16 protein-coding genes and 1 riboswitch are annotated in these 17107 nt (G+C 69.8%); of the genes, 10 read left to right on the top strand and 6 right to left on the bottom strand.

Annotated features, from left to right (window positions below; all coding sequences use genetic code 11):
* Positions 1-52 precede the first annotated feature (52 nt).
* Genes G6031_RS09940 through G6031_RS09955 form a run of 4 tightly spaced genes read right to left on the bottom strand, consistent with a single transcriptional unit; the run spans position 53 to position 4411 of the window.
* The gene (locus tag G6031_RS09940; protein ID WP_182653177.1) at positions 53-1675 is read right to left on the bottom strand and encodes a cytochrome bc complex cytochrome b subunit; all 1623 of its coding nucleotides are present in this window, start codon (positions 1673-1675) and stop codon (positions 53-55) included.
* Positions 1672-2862 (bottom strand): ubiquinol-cytochrome c reductase iron-sulfur subunit, encoded by a 1191-nt coding sequence (locus tag G6031_RS09945; protein WP_182644064.1) that lies wholly within the window; start codon positions 2860-2862, stop codon positions 1672-1674. Before G6031_RS09945 ends, G6031_RS09940 begins: the two co-directional genes overlap by 4 nt.
* A complete protein-coding gene (locus G6031_RS09950) occupies positions 2859-3743 on the bottom strand; it encodes a cytochrome c (protein WP_182644065.1) in 885 nt (294 codons plus the stop codon). The genes G6031_RS09945 and G6031_RS09950 overlap by 4 nt, the downstream gene beginning before the upstream one ends.
* A 56-nt stretch (positions 3744-3799) precedes the next feature.
* Complete coding sequence (locus G6031_RS09955; protein ID WP_182610021.1) at positions 3800-4411, bottom strand: heme-copper oxidase subunit III; 612 nt, start codon at positions 4409-4411, stop codon at positions 3800-3802.
* Between the two features lie 283 nt (positions 4412-4694).
* On the opposite strand from G6031_RS09955, the gene trpD reads away from it, so the two are divergent.
* Positions 4695-5759 carry an anthranilate phosphoribosyltransferase gene (trpD, locus tag G6031_RS09960; protein WP_182644066.1) on the top strand — a complete coding sequence of 355 codons (1065 nt, stop codon included), beginning with the start codon at positions 4695-4697 and terminating at the stop codon, positions 5757-5759.
* Here the strand turns inward: trpD and G6031_RS09965 are convergent.
* Positions 5740-7392: a DEDD exonuclease domain-containing protein gene (locus tag G6031_RS09965; protein WP_182653178.1), complete on the bottom strand. Its 1653-nt coding sequence runs from the start codon at positions 7390-7392 to the stop codon at positions 5740-5742. The genes trpD and G6031_RS09965 overlap by 20 nt on opposite strands.
* A gap of 255 nt (positions 7393-7647) precedes the next feature.
* On the opposite strand from G6031_RS09965, the gene G6031_RS19095 reads away from it, so the two are divergent.
* The 4 genes from G6031_RS19095 to G6031_RS09985 all read left to right on the top strand — a co-directional run bounded on the left by G6031_RS19095 (position 7648) and on the right by G6031_RS09985 (position 11082).
* A complete protein-coding gene (locus G6031_RS19095; protein WP_277820112.1) occupies positions 7648-7776 on the top strand; it encodes a hypothetical protein in 129 nt (42 codons plus the stop codon).
* Positions 7777-7856: 80 nt separating this feature from the next.
* A riboswitch (cyclic di-AMP (ydaO/yuaA leader) is annotated at positions 7857-8004 on the top strand.
* A gap of 13 nt (positions 8005-8017) precedes the next feature.
* Complete coding sequence (locus G6031_RS09975; RefSeq protein WP_182644068.1) at positions 8018-8632, top strand: C40 family peptidase; 615 nt, start codon at positions 8018-8020, stop codon at positions 8630-8632.
* A gap of 163 nt (positions 8633-8795) precedes the next feature.
* Positions 8796-9896: an NlpC/P60 family protein gene (locus tag G6031_RS09980; protein WP_182653180.1), complete on the top strand. Its 1101-nt coding sequence runs from the start codon at positions 8796-8798 to the stop codon at positions 9894-9896.
* A 52-nt stretch (positions 9897-9948) separates the two neighbouring features.
* Positions 9949-11082 carry a glycosyltransferase family 4 protein gene (locus G6031_RS09985; protein WP_182653181.1) on the top strand — a complete coding sequence of 378 codons (1134 nt, stop codon included), beginning with the start codon at positions 9949-9951 and terminating at the stop codon, positions 11080-11082.
* 30 nt (positions 11083-11112) lie between these two features.
* Here the strand turns inward: G6031_RS09985 and G6031_RS09990 are convergent, their stop codons facing one another.
* On the bottom strand, positions 11113-12912 hold the full coding sequence (locus G6031_RS09990; protein WP_182653182.1) for an AMP-dependent synthetase/ligase: 1800 nt from the start codon (positions 12910-12912) through the stop codon (positions 11113-11115).
* Positions 12913-13057: 145 nt separating this feature from the next.
* Between G6031_RS09990 and G6031_RS09995 the strand changes: the two genes are divergently transcribed.
* The 5 genes from G6031_RS09995 to G6031_RS10015 form a co-directional block, all read left to right on the top strand.
* Positions 13058-13519, top strand: a complete 462-nt coding sequence (locus G6031_RS09995; protein WP_182609375.1) for an SRPBCC family protein — start codon at positions 13058-13060, stop codon at positions 13517-13519.
* Positions 13516-14403 carry a hypothetical protein gene (locus G6031_RS10000; RefSeq protein ID WP_182653183.1) on the top strand — a complete coding sequence of 296 codons (888 nt, stop codon included), beginning with the start codon at positions 13516-13518 and terminating at the stop codon, positions 14401-14403. Before G6031_RS09995 ends, G6031_RS10000 begins: the two co-directional genes overlap by 4 nt.
* Before the next feature lie 47 nt (positions 14404-14450).
* The gene (locus G6031_RS10005) at positions 14451-15185 is read left to right on the top strand and encodes a lysophospholipid acyltransferase family protein (RefSeq protein ID WP_179525045.1); all 735 of its coding nucleotides are present in this window, start codon (positions 14451-14453) and stop codon (positions 15183-15185) included.
* Between the two features lie 5 nt (positions 15186-15190).
* A complete protein-coding gene (locus G6031_RS10010; RefSeq protein ID WP_179525046.1) occupies positions 15191-15688 on the top strand; it encodes a polyadenylate-specific 3'-exoribonuclease AS in 498 nt (165 codons plus the stop codon).
* A gap of 35 nt (positions 15689-15723) precedes the next feature.
* The coding region (locus G6031_RS10015; protein ID WP_182653184.1) for a 3-deoxy-7-phosphoheptulonate synthase class II at positions 15724-17107 on the top strand (1384 nt) is incomplete at its 3' end.

A 17107-nucleotide genomic window follows, 5' to 3' on the forward strand; every position in this document is an offset into this window, starting at 1 on the left:
GGGCCGGAACTCCTCTCGGAGTTCCGGCCCGCGGTCGGGTGTCAGCGGTGGATCAGTGCTCGTCGTGGCGACGCGTACGGTTCTCCTGCTGCAACGTGGTGAGCATCGAGTGCTCGCGGTCGTGCTTGCCGTGATCGGCGTCGTCGAGATGACGCACCTCGTCGACGGGGTCGGCGGTGAGTGCGCCCCTCGGGGGCCGGCCGGCCGCACCGAGCTGGTTCATCTTCGTGGGCACCTTGGCACCCGCGTACTCGAGCGGAACCGCGTGACCGTGCTCGTCCATCCCGCCCAGCGGCTGGTGGACCTCGACGAACTCGCCCTGCGGCATCCGCATGATGATGCCGGTCTCGATCCCGTGCTCCAGGACCTCCCGGTCGGCCCGCTGGAGACCCAGGCAGAGACGGTAGGTGAAGAAGTACATGACCGGCGGCAGCAGGATCAGACCGATCCGGCCCGCCCATGTGGTGGCGTTCAGCGAGATGTTGAAGTGATACGCGATGAGGTCGTTGGATCCCATCAACACCAGGATCACGTAGAACGTGATGGCCATGACGCCGGCGGCGGTACGAACCGGAACGTCGCGCGGACGCTGGAGCAGGTTGTGGTGCGCGGTGTCACCGGTGAGCTTGGCCTCGATCCACGGGTACAGGAACATCACCGCGACCATGGCCCCGAGCATCACGGCCACCCAGAGGACGGCAGGGATGGTGTAGTTGCCCAGGTAGATCTCCCACGCAGGCATCACGCGGGCGCCGCCCTCGGTCCACAGCATGTACCAGTCGGGTTGCGAGCCGGCGGAGATATGGGATGGGTTGTACGGCCCGAGGTTCCATATCGCGTTGATGGTGAACAGGCCCGAGAAGAGCATGAGCATGCCGACCGTGATGGCGCCGAACGCGATGGACTTGACGGCGAAGACCGGGAGGATCCGGACGCCGACGACGTTGTTCTCCGTGCGGCCCGGCCCGGGGAACTGCGTGTGCTTCTGGTACCAGACCAGCGCGAGGTGCGCGGCGATCAGGGCCAGGATGATGGCGGGGATGATGAGCACGTGCAGGACGTAGAAGCGCGGGATCATGAGGTCGCCGGGGAAGTCCCCGCCGAAGATCATCCAGTGCATCCAGGTACCGATCACCGGGAGCCCGACGATGATGCCGGAGGTGATCCGGAGGCCGGTGCCCGACAGGACGTCGTCCGGCAGGCCGTAGCCGAGGAAGCCCTCGACGATGCCCAGCAGCAGGAGGACGCAGCCGATGACCCAGTTGGCCTCACGCGGGCGACGGAACGCACCGGTGAAGAAGATGCGGATCATGTGGACCACCATCGAGGCGACGAAGAGCAGCGCCGCCCAGTGATGGATCTGCCGGACGAAGAGCCCGCCACGCACCTCGAAAGAGATGTTGAGCGCGGTCTCGTAGGCCCGGGAGATCTCGATGCCGTTGAGCGGGGCGTAGGCGCCCTGGTAGATCACCTTCGACATCGACGGGTCGAAGAAGAGGGTGAGGTACACGCCCGAGATCAGCAGGATCACGAAGCTGTACAGGGCGATCTCGCCCAGGAGGAACGACCAGTGCGTGGGGAAGACCTTGTTGATCTGCCGGCGCATGCCCTTGGCCATGGTGTACCGCGAGTCGAGCGAATTGCCGACCGCGGCGATTTTGGTGTTGTTACTCATGAACGACGCTCCCAGAAGGCAGGTCCGACCGGCTCGATGAAGTCACCGTTGGCGACGAGGTAACCCTCGTTGTCAACCGCGATGGGCAACTGCGGCAGTGCGCGCGCGGCGGGGCCGAAGACCGGCTTCGCGTACTCGAGCGCGTCGAACTGCGACTGGTGGCACGGGCAGAGGAAGCGGTGCGTCTGCTGCTCGTACAGTGAGGTGGGGCAGGCGAGGTGCGTGCAGATCTTCGAGTAGGCGTACAGGTCGCCGTAGTTGAAGTTCTCCTGGCCCTTGCGCTTGATCACCCGGGCCGCGTCCGCCGGGCGGAAACGGATCAGCATGACCGAGTTGCGCACGCCGTGAATGGAGTGCATGTGCTCCTCGAAGTCGCCCAGGGCGCTCGCGGGAAGCGGGAACACGGACTCGAGTCCACCGGCCGCCAGGTCCTCGACGTGGATGCGCTCGAGGCGCCCCTCACCCGCGGGGGGATGGCCGTCCGGGTAGACCTTGCCGGTGTCTCGACCGAGGTACACCTTCTCGGCCGGGAGTCCGTCCGGGCGGGTGTCGGACGCGAGGGTCCACCCCGTGGTGTGCAGGGTGCCGTCTCCGGCGATGGTGAGTTCCCCACGGCGCCACGGGTTCTTGACCATGCCGCCGAGCGGCAGGATCGCGGACAGACCGATGAGGGCGACGCTCGCACCGAGGAAGCCGCCCATGACCTTGCGGCGACCCAGGGTCGAGGTCTTCCAGGAGTCGTTGAGCCCGGCGACGATGGTCCGGCGGTCGATGTCCTCCGACGGGCCGTCGTGACGGGTCTGGACCGAGATCTCCTCGGGGATGAACTTCTTGGTGAACTGCACCGCACCGAAGCCCAGGAAGAGGATCGACAGGCCGATCGTCAGGCCGAGGAGGGGCGTGTACACCATGTAGAGCCAGTAGCCGTCCTCGCCCTGACCGCGGTACTCCCAGGGCCAGGCGATGTAGATGACGGCGAAGGCCAGCGCGAGGACCGCGGACAGTGCGAACCAGGTGGTGACGACTCGTGCGGCACGCTTCTCGGATCGCGTGGTGACACCGTCCGGCCACCGGTTCTCGCGGAATCGGACGTCGACCTCGTCGAGTTCGGTTCCCAACCGGACGAGCTCGGCGTCGCTCATCCGGTCGAGGTCCGCGGGGGACGGGTTCTTGGGGGTCTCACTCATGAACGGGATCCGATCCAGAGGGTCGCACCGATGAGGGCGACGATGCCGACTAGCCAGATGGCCACACCTTCGGTCACGGGGCCGAGTCCGCCGAGCGCGTAGCCGCCGGGCGAGACCTTGGAGTCCGTGTCCTTGATGAAGGCGATGATGTCCTTCTTCTCGTCAGGCGTGAGCTGACGGTCCGAGAACTTGGGCATGTTCTGCGGACCGGTGAGCATCGCCTGGTAGATCTCCTGCTCGTTGGCAGGGTCGAGGATGGGGGCGTACTTGCCCGCCGACAGCGCTCCGCCGCGACCGGTGAAGTTGTGGCAGGAGGCGCAGTTGAGGCGGAAGAGCTCGGAACCGCGCGCGATCTCCTCGGCGCGGGCCTCGCCCGAGGCACCGCGCAGCGACCCCTGGGCGATCGAACCGTCGGGATCGGTGACGATCTCGGGACCGCCGCCGAAGAGGTCGACGTACGCCGCGAGCGCGATGATCTGGTGCTCGCTGTAGCGCGGCTTCTTGCGCTCGGCCTGGGCCTCGTTGTTGGCCGCCGGCATACGACCGGAATGGACCTGGAAGTAGGTCGCGCCCGCGCCCGTCCCGACGAGCGACGGACCGCGGTCCTCGACACCCTGCAGGTTCTGGCCGTGGCAGGTGATGCACGCGACGTCGTAGATCGACTTGCCCTCGGCGATGAGCGCGGCCTGGTCCTGCTGGGCGGTCGCGACCTGGGGCTCGGGAACGACGGCCGTGGCGATGGCCCCGGCGCCGAGGAGACCGGCGGCGATGACGAGCGCGCCGGTCGCCTTGCGGCGACGCTTCGACGAGGCCGGACGAGCCGGATTCACCGCGGGCTCCGGCGACGGCGTGTCCGCAGCGGGTGGGTGAGGTGAGTTCATTATGAGTTCCCTTTGGAGTTGGGACCTGCTGGACGCAGCGTCCTGCGGCCAGCTGACTACTGAATGAAGTAGATGGTGACGAAGAGGCCGATCCAGACCACGTCGACGAAGTGCCAGTAGTACGACACGACGATGGCCGCCGTGGCCTGGGCGGGAGTGAACCGGGACATGGTCGTCCGCATGACGAGGACGACGAACGCCAGGACGCCGGCCGCCACGTGGAGGCCGTGGAAACCGGTGGTGATGAAGAAGACGGACCCGTAGACGCTGGACGAGATCGTGGTGCCCTCGAGGTACAGCATGACGTACTCGTAGGCCTGACCGATGAGGAAGACCGTGCCCATGAGGGCCGAGATGATGTACCAGCGACGGAGACCGAAGACGTCACCCTGCTCGGCGGCGAAGACGCCCATCTGACAGGTAACCGAGGACGCCACGAGGATCGCCGTGATAGTCAGGGCGAACGGGACGTTGAGGTGCGTCGGGTAGGAGGGCCAGTCACCTCCCGAGTTCGCCTTGGAGACGAAGTACATCGCGAACAGCCCCGCGAAGAACATCAACTCCTGGGACAACCAGATGATGGTGCCCACACTGACCATGTTCGGCCGGTTCAGCGAATGAACGCGCTGAGCCATTGCCGATCCTGAGTTATCCACTGCGCTCGTCACGAGGCCAAGTATGACCCCTGAGGTGGGCGGAGGCTGCAGGGACCCCCGATTTCGGCGTGTCCCCACAGCGTTTTCGCAGGTCGTTCCTAGAACTCCCCGGTAACCCGTCAGGGGACGCACCCCGTGCAGGGGTATCAGGGCCTTCTCAGGCTCTTCTGCGGCTGGGGGAACGGGTCCCGTGACGGGAGTCCGCGGGCACCGACGACGCGGCTGGTGGCACGATTGTCACTGTGCGGTCGGACGGTGACGGACCGCCGGGATCCAGGGAGAGAGGTCGGGACACGTGGGGAGTTCTGCAGCGTTCGACGAGGGCCGGTCCTGGCCCGGGGTACTCGGCACGCTCACGGCGGGTGAGGACCTGGAACCGGCGGACGCCCGCTGGGCGATGTCCCGGATCATGGAGGGCCTCGCGACGGATGCGCAGATCGCGGCGTTCGGGGTCGCGCTCGACATGAAGGGTGTCACGGGTCCGGAACTGGACGCCCTGTCATCCACGATGCTCGACTACTCGCGTCGCGTGCCGACCTCCCGGCCCTGCGTCGACATCGTCGGGACCGGCGGGGACCGGCAGGGAACGGTGAACATCTCCACCATGTCCGCCCTCGTCGTGAGCGCCTGCGGAGTGCCCGTGGTCAAGCACGGTAATCGTGCGGCGTCATCGAAGAGCGGAGGGGCCGACGTCCTCGAGGCTCTCGGGGTGGCGATCGACCTGGGCCCGGAGGAGGTCGCCCGGTGTGTCGACGAGGTGGGTGTGGCCTTCTGCTTCGCCCCCGTGTTCCATCCCGCACTCCGCTTCGCCGCCGCGCCACGGCGGGAGATCGGCATCCCGACCGTCTTCAACATCCTGGGTCCCCTGACCAACCCCGCGGCCCCCGCGGCCAACCTCATCGGGTGCGCCTTCGACCGTCTCATGACCGTGATGGCGGAGGTCTTCGCGCTCCGCGGGCGCTCGGCGCTCGTCGTGCGGGGAGCCGACGGCCTCGACGAGATCACGATGACCGGGCCGACCCGCGTGCTGCGCGTCTCGCACGGCCGGATCGACGAGGACGAGATCGCCCCGGGCGACTTCGGGATGGCCACCTGCGCGATCGAGGAACTACGCGGGGGCGACGGACGTCACAACGCCGCCGTGGCCCGGGACCTGTTGGCGGGCGAGAAGGGCCCCGTCAGGGACGCGGTCCTGCTCAATTCCGCCGCGGCGCTGGTGGCGTTCGACGGCCTCGACCGGGACGCAGATCTCGTGACCGCGATGAGGTCGGCGTTGGATCGCGCCGCGAGGGCCGTGGACGACGGCGAGGCGGCCCGACTCCTGGACAGGTGGGCGGCCTTCAGCGCCGCGCGGGACTGATCCCTGCTCTGCTCGTCTCGGCGGCCGCCAGTTCGGCTCGATCCGCCCACCCCGTCAGCGTGTGGGCGCCGTCGACGGGGAGTGCCCAGCACCCCGCGACCGACACGATGCGGGTGGGTGCGGAGTCGATCCATCGGTGCACGTTCCGGATCTCCGAGGCGGTCGCGCCGGAGAACGGTCCGGGTCCGGGCTGCACGGTCGTGGCGCCCGCCCTGATCGAGTCGATGACGGGCAGTGGGGCGGCTCCGGCCGGCACGATCCCCGACGCGGCGAGACGTCCGTGACGCACGACTGCCACGGCCCAGGTCCGCGCGGGGCCGGGCTGGGCCAGGACCAGCTCGCGCACGCCGGCGGTGGCGGCGAGTTCCTGGTGTCGGGTGAGGATCCGGACGAGGGCGGCCGCGCGATCGCGTAGCCGGGCCGCACGCTCGAACGCTCCGCCCGCCGCGATCGCGTCGATCCGGTCGACCATCGCCCTGACGGCCGCCGAGGTCCGGCCGTGGACCAGCTCCTCCCAGCCCCCCGCGTCAGGAGGGGTGCCGAGGGTCTCGACGAGGTCCAGCCACGCCGCTCTGGCGTCCTCGGCTCTCCGGAACGGCCCGAGGGCGGACGGGTGCTCCGGAGTGCGGGTGACCTGTCCACGGATCGCACGCCCGGAGGGTGGGGAGAGCCACCACCCGCGACGGGGACTCCGCGAGCGCCGGTTGTAGGGCGGTTGCAGGGAGTCGATGAGCCGCTCCTCGACGGTCCACGCCTCCAGCAGGTGCGCACACGGCACCGACTCGACACTCGCGGCCAGCCCGACCATCGTGCGCATCCTGCTGCGCGAATCCGCTCCGGAATAGTACGAGCGGGCCCTCCTCCGTACCGACACGGATGACCCCACGTACAGGGCCCCGCCCGCGCCGTCCCGGAAGAGGTAGACCCCGGGGCCGGTGGTGAGCGAGTCGGTCAGCGCGGCGCGGCGGCGCACCTCGGGTGCGAGGCGGCCGTCGTACGCCCGGAGCTCGGTGAGCGTGGCCACCCCGCAGTCGCCGACCCTGGAGATCAGGGCGTGGAGGACGTCGACGGTGGCGCGGGCGTCCTGGAGCGCCCGGTGGTTGGGCTCGACGGTGGATCCCAGATGGGCGGCCAGTTCACCGAGTCGGTGCCCGCGGGTCTCGCCCCGGTGGAGGACCCGGCGTGCCAGGGCGAGCGTGCAGACCGACGGGGGATCCGGCCACTCATGGTCGGTCGACACGGCAGCGGCACGGAGGAATCCGAGGTCGAACCGGGCGTTGTGGGCGACCAGGACGGCGCCGCGGGAGAACTCCAGGAACGTCGACATCACCTCTCCGAGGGTGGGCGCCCCGACGAGGTCGCCGGGGTCGATGCCGGTGAGCCGACTGATGTGCCCGGGCAGGGCACCGTCGATGGCGACGAACGTGGACAGCTCCGCCCGGACCTCGCCGCCCCGGACGCGGACCGCGCCGATCTCGGTGATCTCGTCCGTCCCCGGTCGGGTGCCGGTGGTCTCCAGGTCGACGACGACGAACGTCACCTCGGAGAGCATCGGCTCGAGTTCGTCGAACGCCGCCTGGACCCCCTGGGTCCCGGGCGTGCGGACCGGCTCGCGCGTCAGGGGAGTGGGCATGGCGCAGACGGTAGCGACCCGGTCCGACAGGGTGTGACGGACGGACGTGCGGCCCGCCGCCGCGGAGAGGGATGTCGTACCCCGCCGATACGGTCGGCATCGAGCCGTAGATCGCGGCCCGGTAACGAATGGGCAACACGCCCAGGACGGAGTGTGACGTAGATCATGTTCTCGATGGACTGCTCACGGTGTCCGGCCCGCCCGCGCCGGTGCGAGGACTGCGTCGTCTCGGTGCTCTTGTCCGGAGAACCCCAGGTGGACGCGCTTTCCGAGGAGACGTGCGGGTACGTCCTGGAGCCGGAGGTGCGCTCGGCGATCGAAGTGCTCATGGAGCTCGGAATGGTCTCGAGCGTCGAGATCATGGCGTCGGAAACGGCCGCCTAGCGGATGGACTGGACTTCGACGAGATGGTTTCGTAACCTTTTCGAGACCTCGGAAGTCATCACCCGCCCGCCGGTGGGGGGCCGGGGTCACCACCAAAGCACCACCACGGTGCACCGGGGAACCACGTTCCACTGGGGTGAATCGCCCGAGGGCCGAGAGGTCCGGGCGTAGGACAGACTTCCGTGTCCGAACCCGTCAGCTAACCCGGTCGGTGTCCAGGAAGAAAGAGGAAATCACTCTCGTGGGAGCCCACAGCATCAAGGCCAGCTCGACCGGGCGCCGTGTCGCCACCGCAGGACTGCTCGCAGCCGGAGCCGCCATCGCCGGCGCCGGGACCGCGGCCGCCGCACCGGTGACCGTCGACGTCCCCGTCGAACTGCGTCTGCCCGGTGTGCCCGCACAGGTCACCGTCGATCTCCCTGAGGGCATCGCCCTCCCGGCCGGCCTCGCCCAGGCCGCCGCCGCACAGGCGGCCCCCGTCGAGTTCGCCGCCCCGGCGCCGCAGATCTCCACCGGTCAGCGCATCCTCGACGCCGCCAGCACCCGCGTCGGCTCGCCGTACGCATGGGGTGCCACCGGCCCCAACTCGTTCGACTGCTCCGGTCTGACCTCGTGGGCGTACAAGGAGGCGGGCATCTCCATCCCGCGCACCAGCCAGGCCCAGATCGGCGGCGGGACCCAGGTCTCCAAGGCCGACCTGCAGCCCGGGGACATCGTCGCCTTCTACAGCGGCGCCAGCCACGTGGGCATCTACGCCGGCAACGGTCAGGTCGTGCACGCCCCGTACTCCGGCACCTCGGTGAGCTACGCGCCGCTGGATTCCATGCCGTTCTACGGTGCGACCCGCTACTACTGAGTCGCCTCGCACCACGCTCTCCCGCGGACCCCGCCGAGCACCGGTCACGTAACCGGTACCGGCGGGGTTCGTCGTCTGTACCATCTCGACCACGGAGCGTGACGGTGCCCCCGCCGCGCTGCCGGTCGTCGCCGAACAGAGACCCGAGAGTGCCACAGTTCCCATGATCCACAGAGTCCGGTCGGCCGCCCTCGCCGCGGCCGCTCTCGTCGTCCTGAGTTCCGGTGTCGTGACGGTCTCGGCTCAGACCGCGGACCCCACGTGGACCGTGGGTCCGATCGAGATGGTGGGCCCGGCGCAGAGCACGGTCCGGTCCGGTGTCGACCCGGCGGAGGGCCCACCCGGTGAGGACCTGGCTGAGCTGGCGAGGTTGTCCGGGGAGGCCGGGGCCCTCGGGGAGGAGCTCCATCTGGCGCGGGCGGAACTTGAGCGGGCACACGCCGAGCGGGACCGACGCGAGCGCGAGGCCGGGGTCGCGGCGGGACTCGCCGTGGTCGCCGACGCCGGTGCCTCGCGCGACCAGTCCCTGGTGGATCGACTCGCGACCGTGCGCTATCGCGGGGGCGACACCGGGGCGACACGGGCCGCCGTCCTCGCCGAGAGTCCCCGCGACCTGGTCGACCGGCTCGGAACGCTGCAGCGGCTGTCCGGCACCACCACCAGCGCACTGGACGCCTCGCGTGCCGCCTCGGCTGAGGCCGCCCGCCTCCGCAGGGACGCGGACGTGGCATCGGAGATCGCGCGGGCCTCGGCCCGGGACGCACAGGGTCGGGCGGATGAGCTCGACCGGCGCTCGGAGGAGATGCGGGCGCGGATCGATGAGGTGAGACGTCGTGTCGACGCCCTCTCGGACGCGCAGCGTGCAGTCTGGGCCGGCGGCCCCCTGGTCCCGCCCGGTTACGTCGCCCCGGCTGTCGACGGTGTCAACACCGCGGCGCTGAACGTGGCTCTCACCCGGCTCGGTTCCCCGTACTCCTGGGGGGCGACCGGCGCGGAGGAGTTCGACTGCTCGGGTCTCATGGTGTGGGCGTACGCGCAAGAGGGGAAGACGCTACCGCGGTCGAGTCAGGCGCAGGCGGTGTCGGGCGCACCCGTCGCGATGGCCGACATCCAACCGGGCGACCTCGTCATCTACTACCCGGGGGCGACCCACGTCGGCATGTACGCCGGCGACGGACTGGTGCTGCACGCGCCGACCTACGGGGTCCCCGTCAAACTCGAGAAGGTCGACGCGATGCCGATCAGCGGGATCCGTCGGTACTGACGCGGGGACTCCGGGCGGGGCCTCCCCGGACACTGTGGCAGTCTCGGACGTGATGACGAAGACCCTGCTGATCACCAACGACTACCCGCCGCGACCCGGCGGCATCCAGTCGTACCTGGAGACCTATCTGGCGTATCTCGATCCCGAGGACGTGGCGGTCCTCGCCTCGACGTTCCGGGGCAGCGACTCGACCGACTACGACGACACCCGTCCCTACCTGGTCGAGAGGGTGCCGACGGAGATGCTGCTACCCACGCCGGAGCTCGCGGCCCGTGCGCGGAGGCTCGCCTCGGACTTCGGGGCGAGCACGGTGTGGTTCGGTGCTGCCGCGCCGCTGGCCGCGATGGCGCCCGTGCTCCGGCAGGGGCCCGTCGAGCGGATCGTCGCCAGCACCCACGGCCACGAGGTGGGGTGGTCGATGTTGCCGGGCTCGCGGCAGGTGCTCAGGCTGATCGGGGAGTCCACCGACGCCGTCACCTACGTGAGTGACTACACGCGACGTCGCTTCGCGGCGGCGTTCGGCCCACACGCCCGACTGGTGCACCAGCCCGGAGGGGTCGACACGGACAGGTTCCGTCCCGACCCGGTGCGGCGACGGGCGATCCGGGAGCGATACGGGGTGGCGGACCGGGAGGTGATCGTGTGCCTGTCGCGACTCGTCCCGCGCAAGGGTCAGGACGCGCTCATCCGCTCGCTGCCGGAGATCGCCCGCCGTGTTCCGGGAGCGGTCCTCGTCGTCGTCGGGGGTGGCCCGTACCGGCGGACGCTGGAGGGGCTGGCCCGCAGGCACGGGGTGTCCGACCGGGTAATCTTCACTGGTCGGATTCCGGCGGACGAGATCGTCGACCACCACCGGATGGCGGACGTGTTCGCCATGCCGTGCCGCACCCGGGGCGGGGGACTGGACGTGGAGGGGCTGGGGATCGTGTACCTGGAGGCGTCCGCCTGCGGTGTCCCCGTGGTGGCCGGCCGGAGTGGTGGCGCTCCGGAGACCGTCGTGGACGGGAGCACCGGTCTCGTGGTGGACGGGACCTCGGACGGCGAGATCGTCGAGGCCGTGGCCGGTCTGCTCTCGGACCGGCCACGCGCCTCCGCGATGGGCGTCCGCGGACGCTCCTGGGTTCTCGGGTCGTGGCGCTGGGAGGACCTGGCACGCGACATGCGGCGGGTGCTCTCCGGCGACTAGCCCCGGCTCGAACCCCGACCCGGCCGTGGGTCAGGCGTAGAGGTCCTCGATCTGGGCCGCGAACTTCTGGTGCACCACGTTCCGCTTGACCTTGAGTGAGGCGGTGAGCTCCCCGGTCTCCTCGGTGAACTGGTCGGGTAGCACGTGGTACTTCTTGATCGCCTCGGAGTGGGAGACGGTCCGGTTGGCCCGGGACAGCGCCTGGTCGAGATGCTCGATCATGTCCGCGTCCCGGAGCAGCTCGTACAGCGAGCCGGTCTTACCGTGGTGGGCCTTCCACCGCTCCAGCGCCTCCGGGTCGAGGGTGATCAGCACCGAGATGAACGGCTTGCCGTCGCCCACGCACACCGCCTCGGCCACGAGCGGGTCGGCCCGGAGCGCGTCCTCGAGCTGGCTCGGGGCGACGTTCTTGCCCCCGGCGGTGACGATGATCTCCTTCTTGCGACCGGTGATGGTCAGGTAGCCGTCCTCGTCCAGGGACCCGAGGTCCCCGGTCCTGAACCACCCGTCGGAGAACGCCTCGGCGGTGGCGCGCTCGTTACGCCAGTAGCCGGAGGTCACCACCGGGCCGCTCACCTCGACCTCACCGTCAGGTGCGATCCGGACCGCACACCCGGGCAGCGGCTGGCCGACGGTGCCGATACGCATCTGACCGGGGGTGTTGACCGCGATCGCGGCGCACGTCTCGGTGAGGCCGTATCCCTCGAAGATGTTGACACCGATGCCGTCGAAGAAGTGCGTCAGGCGCTCACCGAGGGGCGCCCCACCCGAGATGGCGATCTCACAGCGGCCGCCGAGCGCCGCGACGAGCTTGGCGTAGACGAGCTTGGCGAACAGGGCGTGGCGAAGCCTGAGCAGCGGCCCGACGCGTCCACTGCGGTTGGCCTTGGAGTACGCGACCGCGGTGTCGGTGGCCTTGTCGAACATCCAGGCCTTGACGGTGCCGCCGTCCTGGGCGGTGGCCTGGGCCTTGTTGAAGACCTTCTGGAACACGCGCGGGACGGCCAGGATGTAGTGGGGCTGCATCTCGGAGAACGTGTCCACGAGATTGGTCAGGTCCGACGAGTGGGCGATGCGGACACCCGCGTGGAACCCGGCGTAGGTGATGGCGCGGGCCAGCACGTGGGCCAGGGGCAGGAACATGACGGTGGTCGCGTCCTGGCGGAGGTACAGGTTGAACGGGGTCTCGAGGACCCCGAGGGCCTCGGACATGAAGTTGCGGTGGGTGAGCATGCACCCCTTGGGGCGTCCGGTGGTGCCCGAGGTGTAGATCAACGTCGCGGGGGAGTCGGCGGTCACCCCGGCGCGCCGTTCGTCGAGTACCGCGTCGGGCACCTCGGTCGCACCCGCGGCGAGGGCGTCCAACGCGGGGGTGTCTCCTTCGATCACGAGGACGTCGGGGGCCGCCTCCAGCCCGCTGATCCCCTCGCGGGTGGTGGCGGCGTGGGTCTCCTTCTCGACGATGGCGAGCCGGGCGCCCGAATCCTCCATGATCCACCGGATCTGCTCGGCCGAGGAGCTGTCGTAGACGGGCACCGTGACCGCGCCGGCGGCCCAGATCGCGAAGTCGATCACGTTCCACTCGTATCGGGTCGAGCACAGGAGGGCGACCCTGTCCCCGGCCTGGACGCCTCGGGCGACGAGACCCCGACCCACCACGCGGACCGTCTCGGCGAACTCCCGGTTGGTGACATCCGTCCACCGACCGTCGACCGGCCGCTGGAACGCCACGTTGTCCGGCGTCCGCTCCGCGCGGTCGTAGGCCGCCTGGGCGCAGGACCAGTCGTCGGGGACGGTGAAAGTGGCGGGGGCGGCGACGTATTCGCGCAAAGGGTCCTCCTGGTGGAGACGATCGATGGTCTAATCGCAGTGAGGACACACTATCCCCGGGGCCGGACGGCATCCACGTCACCCGTGTGCCCGGGCGCCGGTCGCCAGGGCGCATCCCGGCCGAAGATATGTGAAGCTGGGGGATATGAGCGAGGACAACGGCGCCCCCGAGGTGTGGCCGACCAGCGACTCCACCGTGATCGACGCGACGGTCGAGGACGTGATGGCCGTCATCTCGGACTTCGACTCGTATCCCGAATGGTCCACGTCGATCCGGGTCGCCGAGGTCCTGTCCGTCGGCGCGGACGGTCGTCCGGACCGGGTCCGGTTCGCCCTGGAGGCGGGCGCGATCGTCGACGACTACGTCCTCGCCTACTCCTGGTCGGCGGACCACAGGGTCGTCGAGTGGAGGCTGGAGAGCTCGGCGCTGCAACGTGCGCAGAAGGGCTCCTATCGCCTCGAACCGGTCGAGGGCGGCACCAGGGTCGACTACGAGCTGGAGATAGAACTCGTGGTGCCGGTGATCGGCCGGCTCCGCGACCGGGCCGAACGGCGGATCCTCTCCGAGGCCCTGCGTGAACTCAAGCGCCGGGCCGAGTCGCGGTGACCGGCGCCAGGGTCGCGATCGTCATGGGGGGCGACCCCCCGGCCAGGTCGGAGGTGACCGCGCAGTTCCTGCTCGACGCGGGCGGAACGGCTCTCATCCTGACCGGGGACCCCGGTGCGGTGGATCCGCGGCTGGACACGACCGACGAGGGGCCCGTGGAGGTCCGTGTCGACGACGCCACCGCGAGACTCGAGTCGTACAGGTCCGGTGCGGTGGATCCGGACGACGACGTGCTCGCGGCGCTGGCCGCCGGAGGGGACGCGCCCCTCGCCGCTGTCCTGGGATGGGAGTACGCCCGGCGGGCGGCCGCCGCGGGAGTGTGGGACGTGGTGGTGGTGGAACTCGACGGTGACCTCGCGGCGGTCCGGAGGATCGCGGCGGCGGGGGAGCTGACCGCGTTCGTGGAGTCTCGTTGGCCCGCGCACGTGCGGTTCGCCTCGATGGCCGCGGGTGACCGCGCGGACGCCCGGACCCGCGAGGCGCACCGACTGTCCCTCCTCGCGGCGGAGGTCTCGACGTTCCTCGCGGGGCCCGTCGAGGTGATGGTCGCCGGGAGCGCCCCGGGCCGGACCGCGGCGCTGGCCGAACTCGCCCGCGGGGCGGTCACACCCTCCGTCTCCCCGGACGGGAGTGGGGGATACCGGGTGGAGTGCCCGGTGCCGGACCGTCCGACGACCCCGCCCTCGGTCGAGGGCGACGAGCTGCGCCTGGACCTCGACGGTGTCCGGACGGTGGTGAGGCTCCCCGCGTTGCTGTCCCGGTGCACCCTCGTCACCACACACTTCGACCCCGAGGCGCGCACCGTGGTCGCCAGCTTCGTCCCCGATCCCGAGCTGTGGCCACCGAATCTCGTCCCGTCCGGATTCGCGGACCGATCCGGGTAGTATCCGCTCCGTCAACTCCCCAACGACGGAAGGTCCGGTGACCCAAGTTGCTGTACTGGTTGTTCAAGTACGTGATCATCGGGCCCTTCCTGCGGCTGACCAGTCGGCCGGTCATCACCGGCCGGGAGAACTTCCCTACCAGCGGGGCGGCGGTCCTCGTGGGCAACCACGAGTCGGTGGCCGACTGGCTGTTCACCCCGCTCCTCCTTCCCCGGCGGGTCACGTTCCTGGCGAAGAGCGACTACTTCACCGGCACCGGGATTCGCGGCATGCTCAGCAGGTGGTTCTTCGCGGGGACCGGTCAGTACCCGATCGACCGCACCGACGCCGATGCCGCCCAGGCCGCTCTCAACGCGGGCCTCGAGGTCCTCTCGTCGGGTCAGATCCTGTGCGTCTACCCGGAGGGGACCCGGTCCCCGGACGGGCGGTTGTACCGCGGCAAGACCGGGCCCGCCCGGCTCGCGCTGCGCGCCGGGGTCCCGATCGTCCCCGTGGGCGTGATCGGGACGGGTGAGTACATCCGCAAGGTCAACCGACCCCACCGCCGGACCCGGGTCCGGGTGATGATCGGGGAACCACTCGACCTGACGCCGTGGGCCGGACGGGAGGGCGACCGCGTGGCCGAGCGGGAGATCACCGATGAGTTCATGCGGCGCATCCAGGCGTTGACGGGTCAGGAGTATGTCCACGACACCTACGGCGCGGAGATGAAGAAGCGCTACGAGGCGGTGCGCAAGTCGGGACGCAACCTCCTCGACCAGCCCGTCGAGGGACAGCGCTGACGCCGGTGCGCTACTTCTACGACTGTGAGTTCATCGAGGACGGCACCACCATCGACCTGGTGTCGGTGGGGGTGGTGGCGGAGGACGGACGCGAGTTCTACGCGGTCTCCACGGATTTCGACCAGGCCAAGGCCGGCCCGTGGGTCCGGCGGAACGTCCTGCCCAAGCTGCCCAATCCCTCCTCGCCGGCCTGGATGTCGCGGTCGGGGATCCGGGACGGGTTGTACGACTTCGTCACCGCACCGATCTCCGGGCCGGTCGAGCTGTGGGCGTGGATCGGGGCCTATGACCACGTCGCGGTGTGTCAGCTCTGGGGTGACATGACCGAGCTGCCGGCGGCGATGCCGAGGTTCACGCGGGACGTGCGCCAGCTGTGGGAGATGGCCGGGCAACCGGAGCTGCCCCCTCACCCGGGCGGAGCCCACGACGCCCTCGGCGATGCCCGCCATGCGTTCTTGAGATTCCGGGCGATCGCGGCGAAGGCGCCCCACCTGGGTCTCTGAGGTCCGCGCCGGCGGCGGTGGCGTATCCTCGCGGGGTGAGCAACTGGACAGTCGACGTCGACATCGCACAGCTTCCCGACCTCCCCCCGCTCTCGGCGGACCTCGATCGGCTGCTGGCGGACGCCCTGTCGCGACCCGCGCTGCAGCAACCGTCGTGGGATCCCGATCACGCCGCGGCCATGCGCAAGGTCCTCGAGAGCGTTCCGCCAATCTGCGTGGCCTCGGAGGTCGAACACCTCTCGGATCGGCTGGCCGACGTCGCGCACGGTCGCGCGTTCCTGCTCCAGGGCGGGGACTGCGCGGAGACGTTCGAGGCCAACACCGAGCCGCACATCAAGGGCGTGATCCGCACGCTCCTGCAGATGTCCGTCGTCCTGACCTACGGCGCGTCCATGCCGGTGGTGAAGGTCGGCCGGATCGCCGGGCAGTATGCCAAACCGCGCTCCGCCGACAGGGACGCCACCGGCCTGCTCTCCTACCGCGGGGACATGGTCAACGGGCTCGACGCGGACGACACCGCTCGTGAGCACGACGCGTCGCGCCTGGTCCGCGCCTACGCCAACGCCGCCGCGGCCATGAACCTGGTCCGCTCCCTGACGGCCTCGGGGACGGCGGACCTGCACCGCGTGCACGAGTGGAACATGGAGTTCGTCGCCGGGTCGCCGGCCGGCGCGCGCTACGAGGCGCTCGCGGCGGAGGTCGATCGCGGGCTGCGGTTCATGGACGCCTGCGGTGTCTCCGACCAGAACCTGCGGTCGGCGGACATCTTCTCCTCACACGAGGCGCTGGTGCTCGACTACGAGCGCGCGATGTTGCGCCTGGCCGACGACGGCACGGGCCTCACGGGTGACGCGGAGCAGGGGCTGTACGACCTCTCGGCCCACTTCCTGTGGATCGGGGAGCGGACCCGTGGGATCGACGACGCCCACGTGGCGTTCGCCTCACTCATCGAGAACCCGATCGGACTGAAGATCGGCCCCTCGACCACCCCGGAACTCGCGGTGGAGTACGTGGAGAAGCTCGATCCGCGCAATCGTCCGGGACGCCTGACCCTGGTCTCCCGCATGGGCAACGACAAGGTCAGGGACGCGCTCCCGCCGATCGTGCAGGCCGTCGAGGCCTCGGGACACAAGGTCATCTGGCAGTGCGACCCGATGCACGGCAACACCCATTCCACGTCGAACGGTTACAAGACCCGCCACTTCGACCGGATCATCGACGAGGTCCAGGGCTTCTTCGAGGTTCATCACGCCCTCGGCTCGCACCCGGGCGGCATCCACATCGAGCTCACGGGTGAGGACGTCACCGAGTGCCTCGGGGGCGCCCAGGACATCTCCGACCTCGATCTGGCCGGGCGGTACGAGACCGCGTGCGACCCGAGGCTCAACACCCAGCAGTCGCTGGAGTTGGCCTACCTGG

The organism is Dietzia sp. CQ4 (genome assembly GCF_014145125.1).
GTDB lineage: Bacteria > Actinomycetota > Actinomycetes > Mycobacteriales > Mycobacteriaceae > Dietzia > Dietzia natronolimnaea.

Excerpts from the sequence above, each read along its gene's own strand:
- G6031_RS09965 (WP_182653178.1), bottom strand. The coding sequence starts at position 7,392 with ATGCCCACTCCCCTGACGCGCGAGCCGGTCCGCACGCCCGGGACCCAG.
- G6031_RS09980 (WP_182653180.1), top strand. The coding sequence starts at position 8,796 with ATGATCCACAGAGTCCGGTCGGCCGCCCTCGCCGCGGCCGCTCTCGTC.
- G6031_RS09995 (WP_182609375.1), top strand. The coding sequence starts at position 13,058 with ATGAGCGAGGACAACGGCGCCCCCGAGGTGTGGCCGACCAGCGACTCC.
- G6031_RS09985 (WP_182653181.1), top strand. The coding sequence starts at position 9,949 with ATGACGAAGACCCTGCTGATCACCAACGACTACCCGCCGCGACCCGGC.
- G6031_RS09940 (WP_182653177.1), bottom strand. The coding sequence starts at position 1,675 with ATGAGTAACAACACCAAAATCGCCGCGGTCGGCAATTCGCTCGACTCG.
- G6031_RS09950 (WP_182644065.1), bottom strand. The coding sequence starts at position 3,743 with ATGAACTCACCTCACCCACCCGCTGCGGACACGCCGTCGCCGGAGCCC.
- G6031_RS09945 (WP_182644064.1), bottom strand. The coding sequence starts at position 2,862 with ATGAGTGAGACCCCCAAGAACCCGTCCCCCGCGGACCTCGACCGGATG.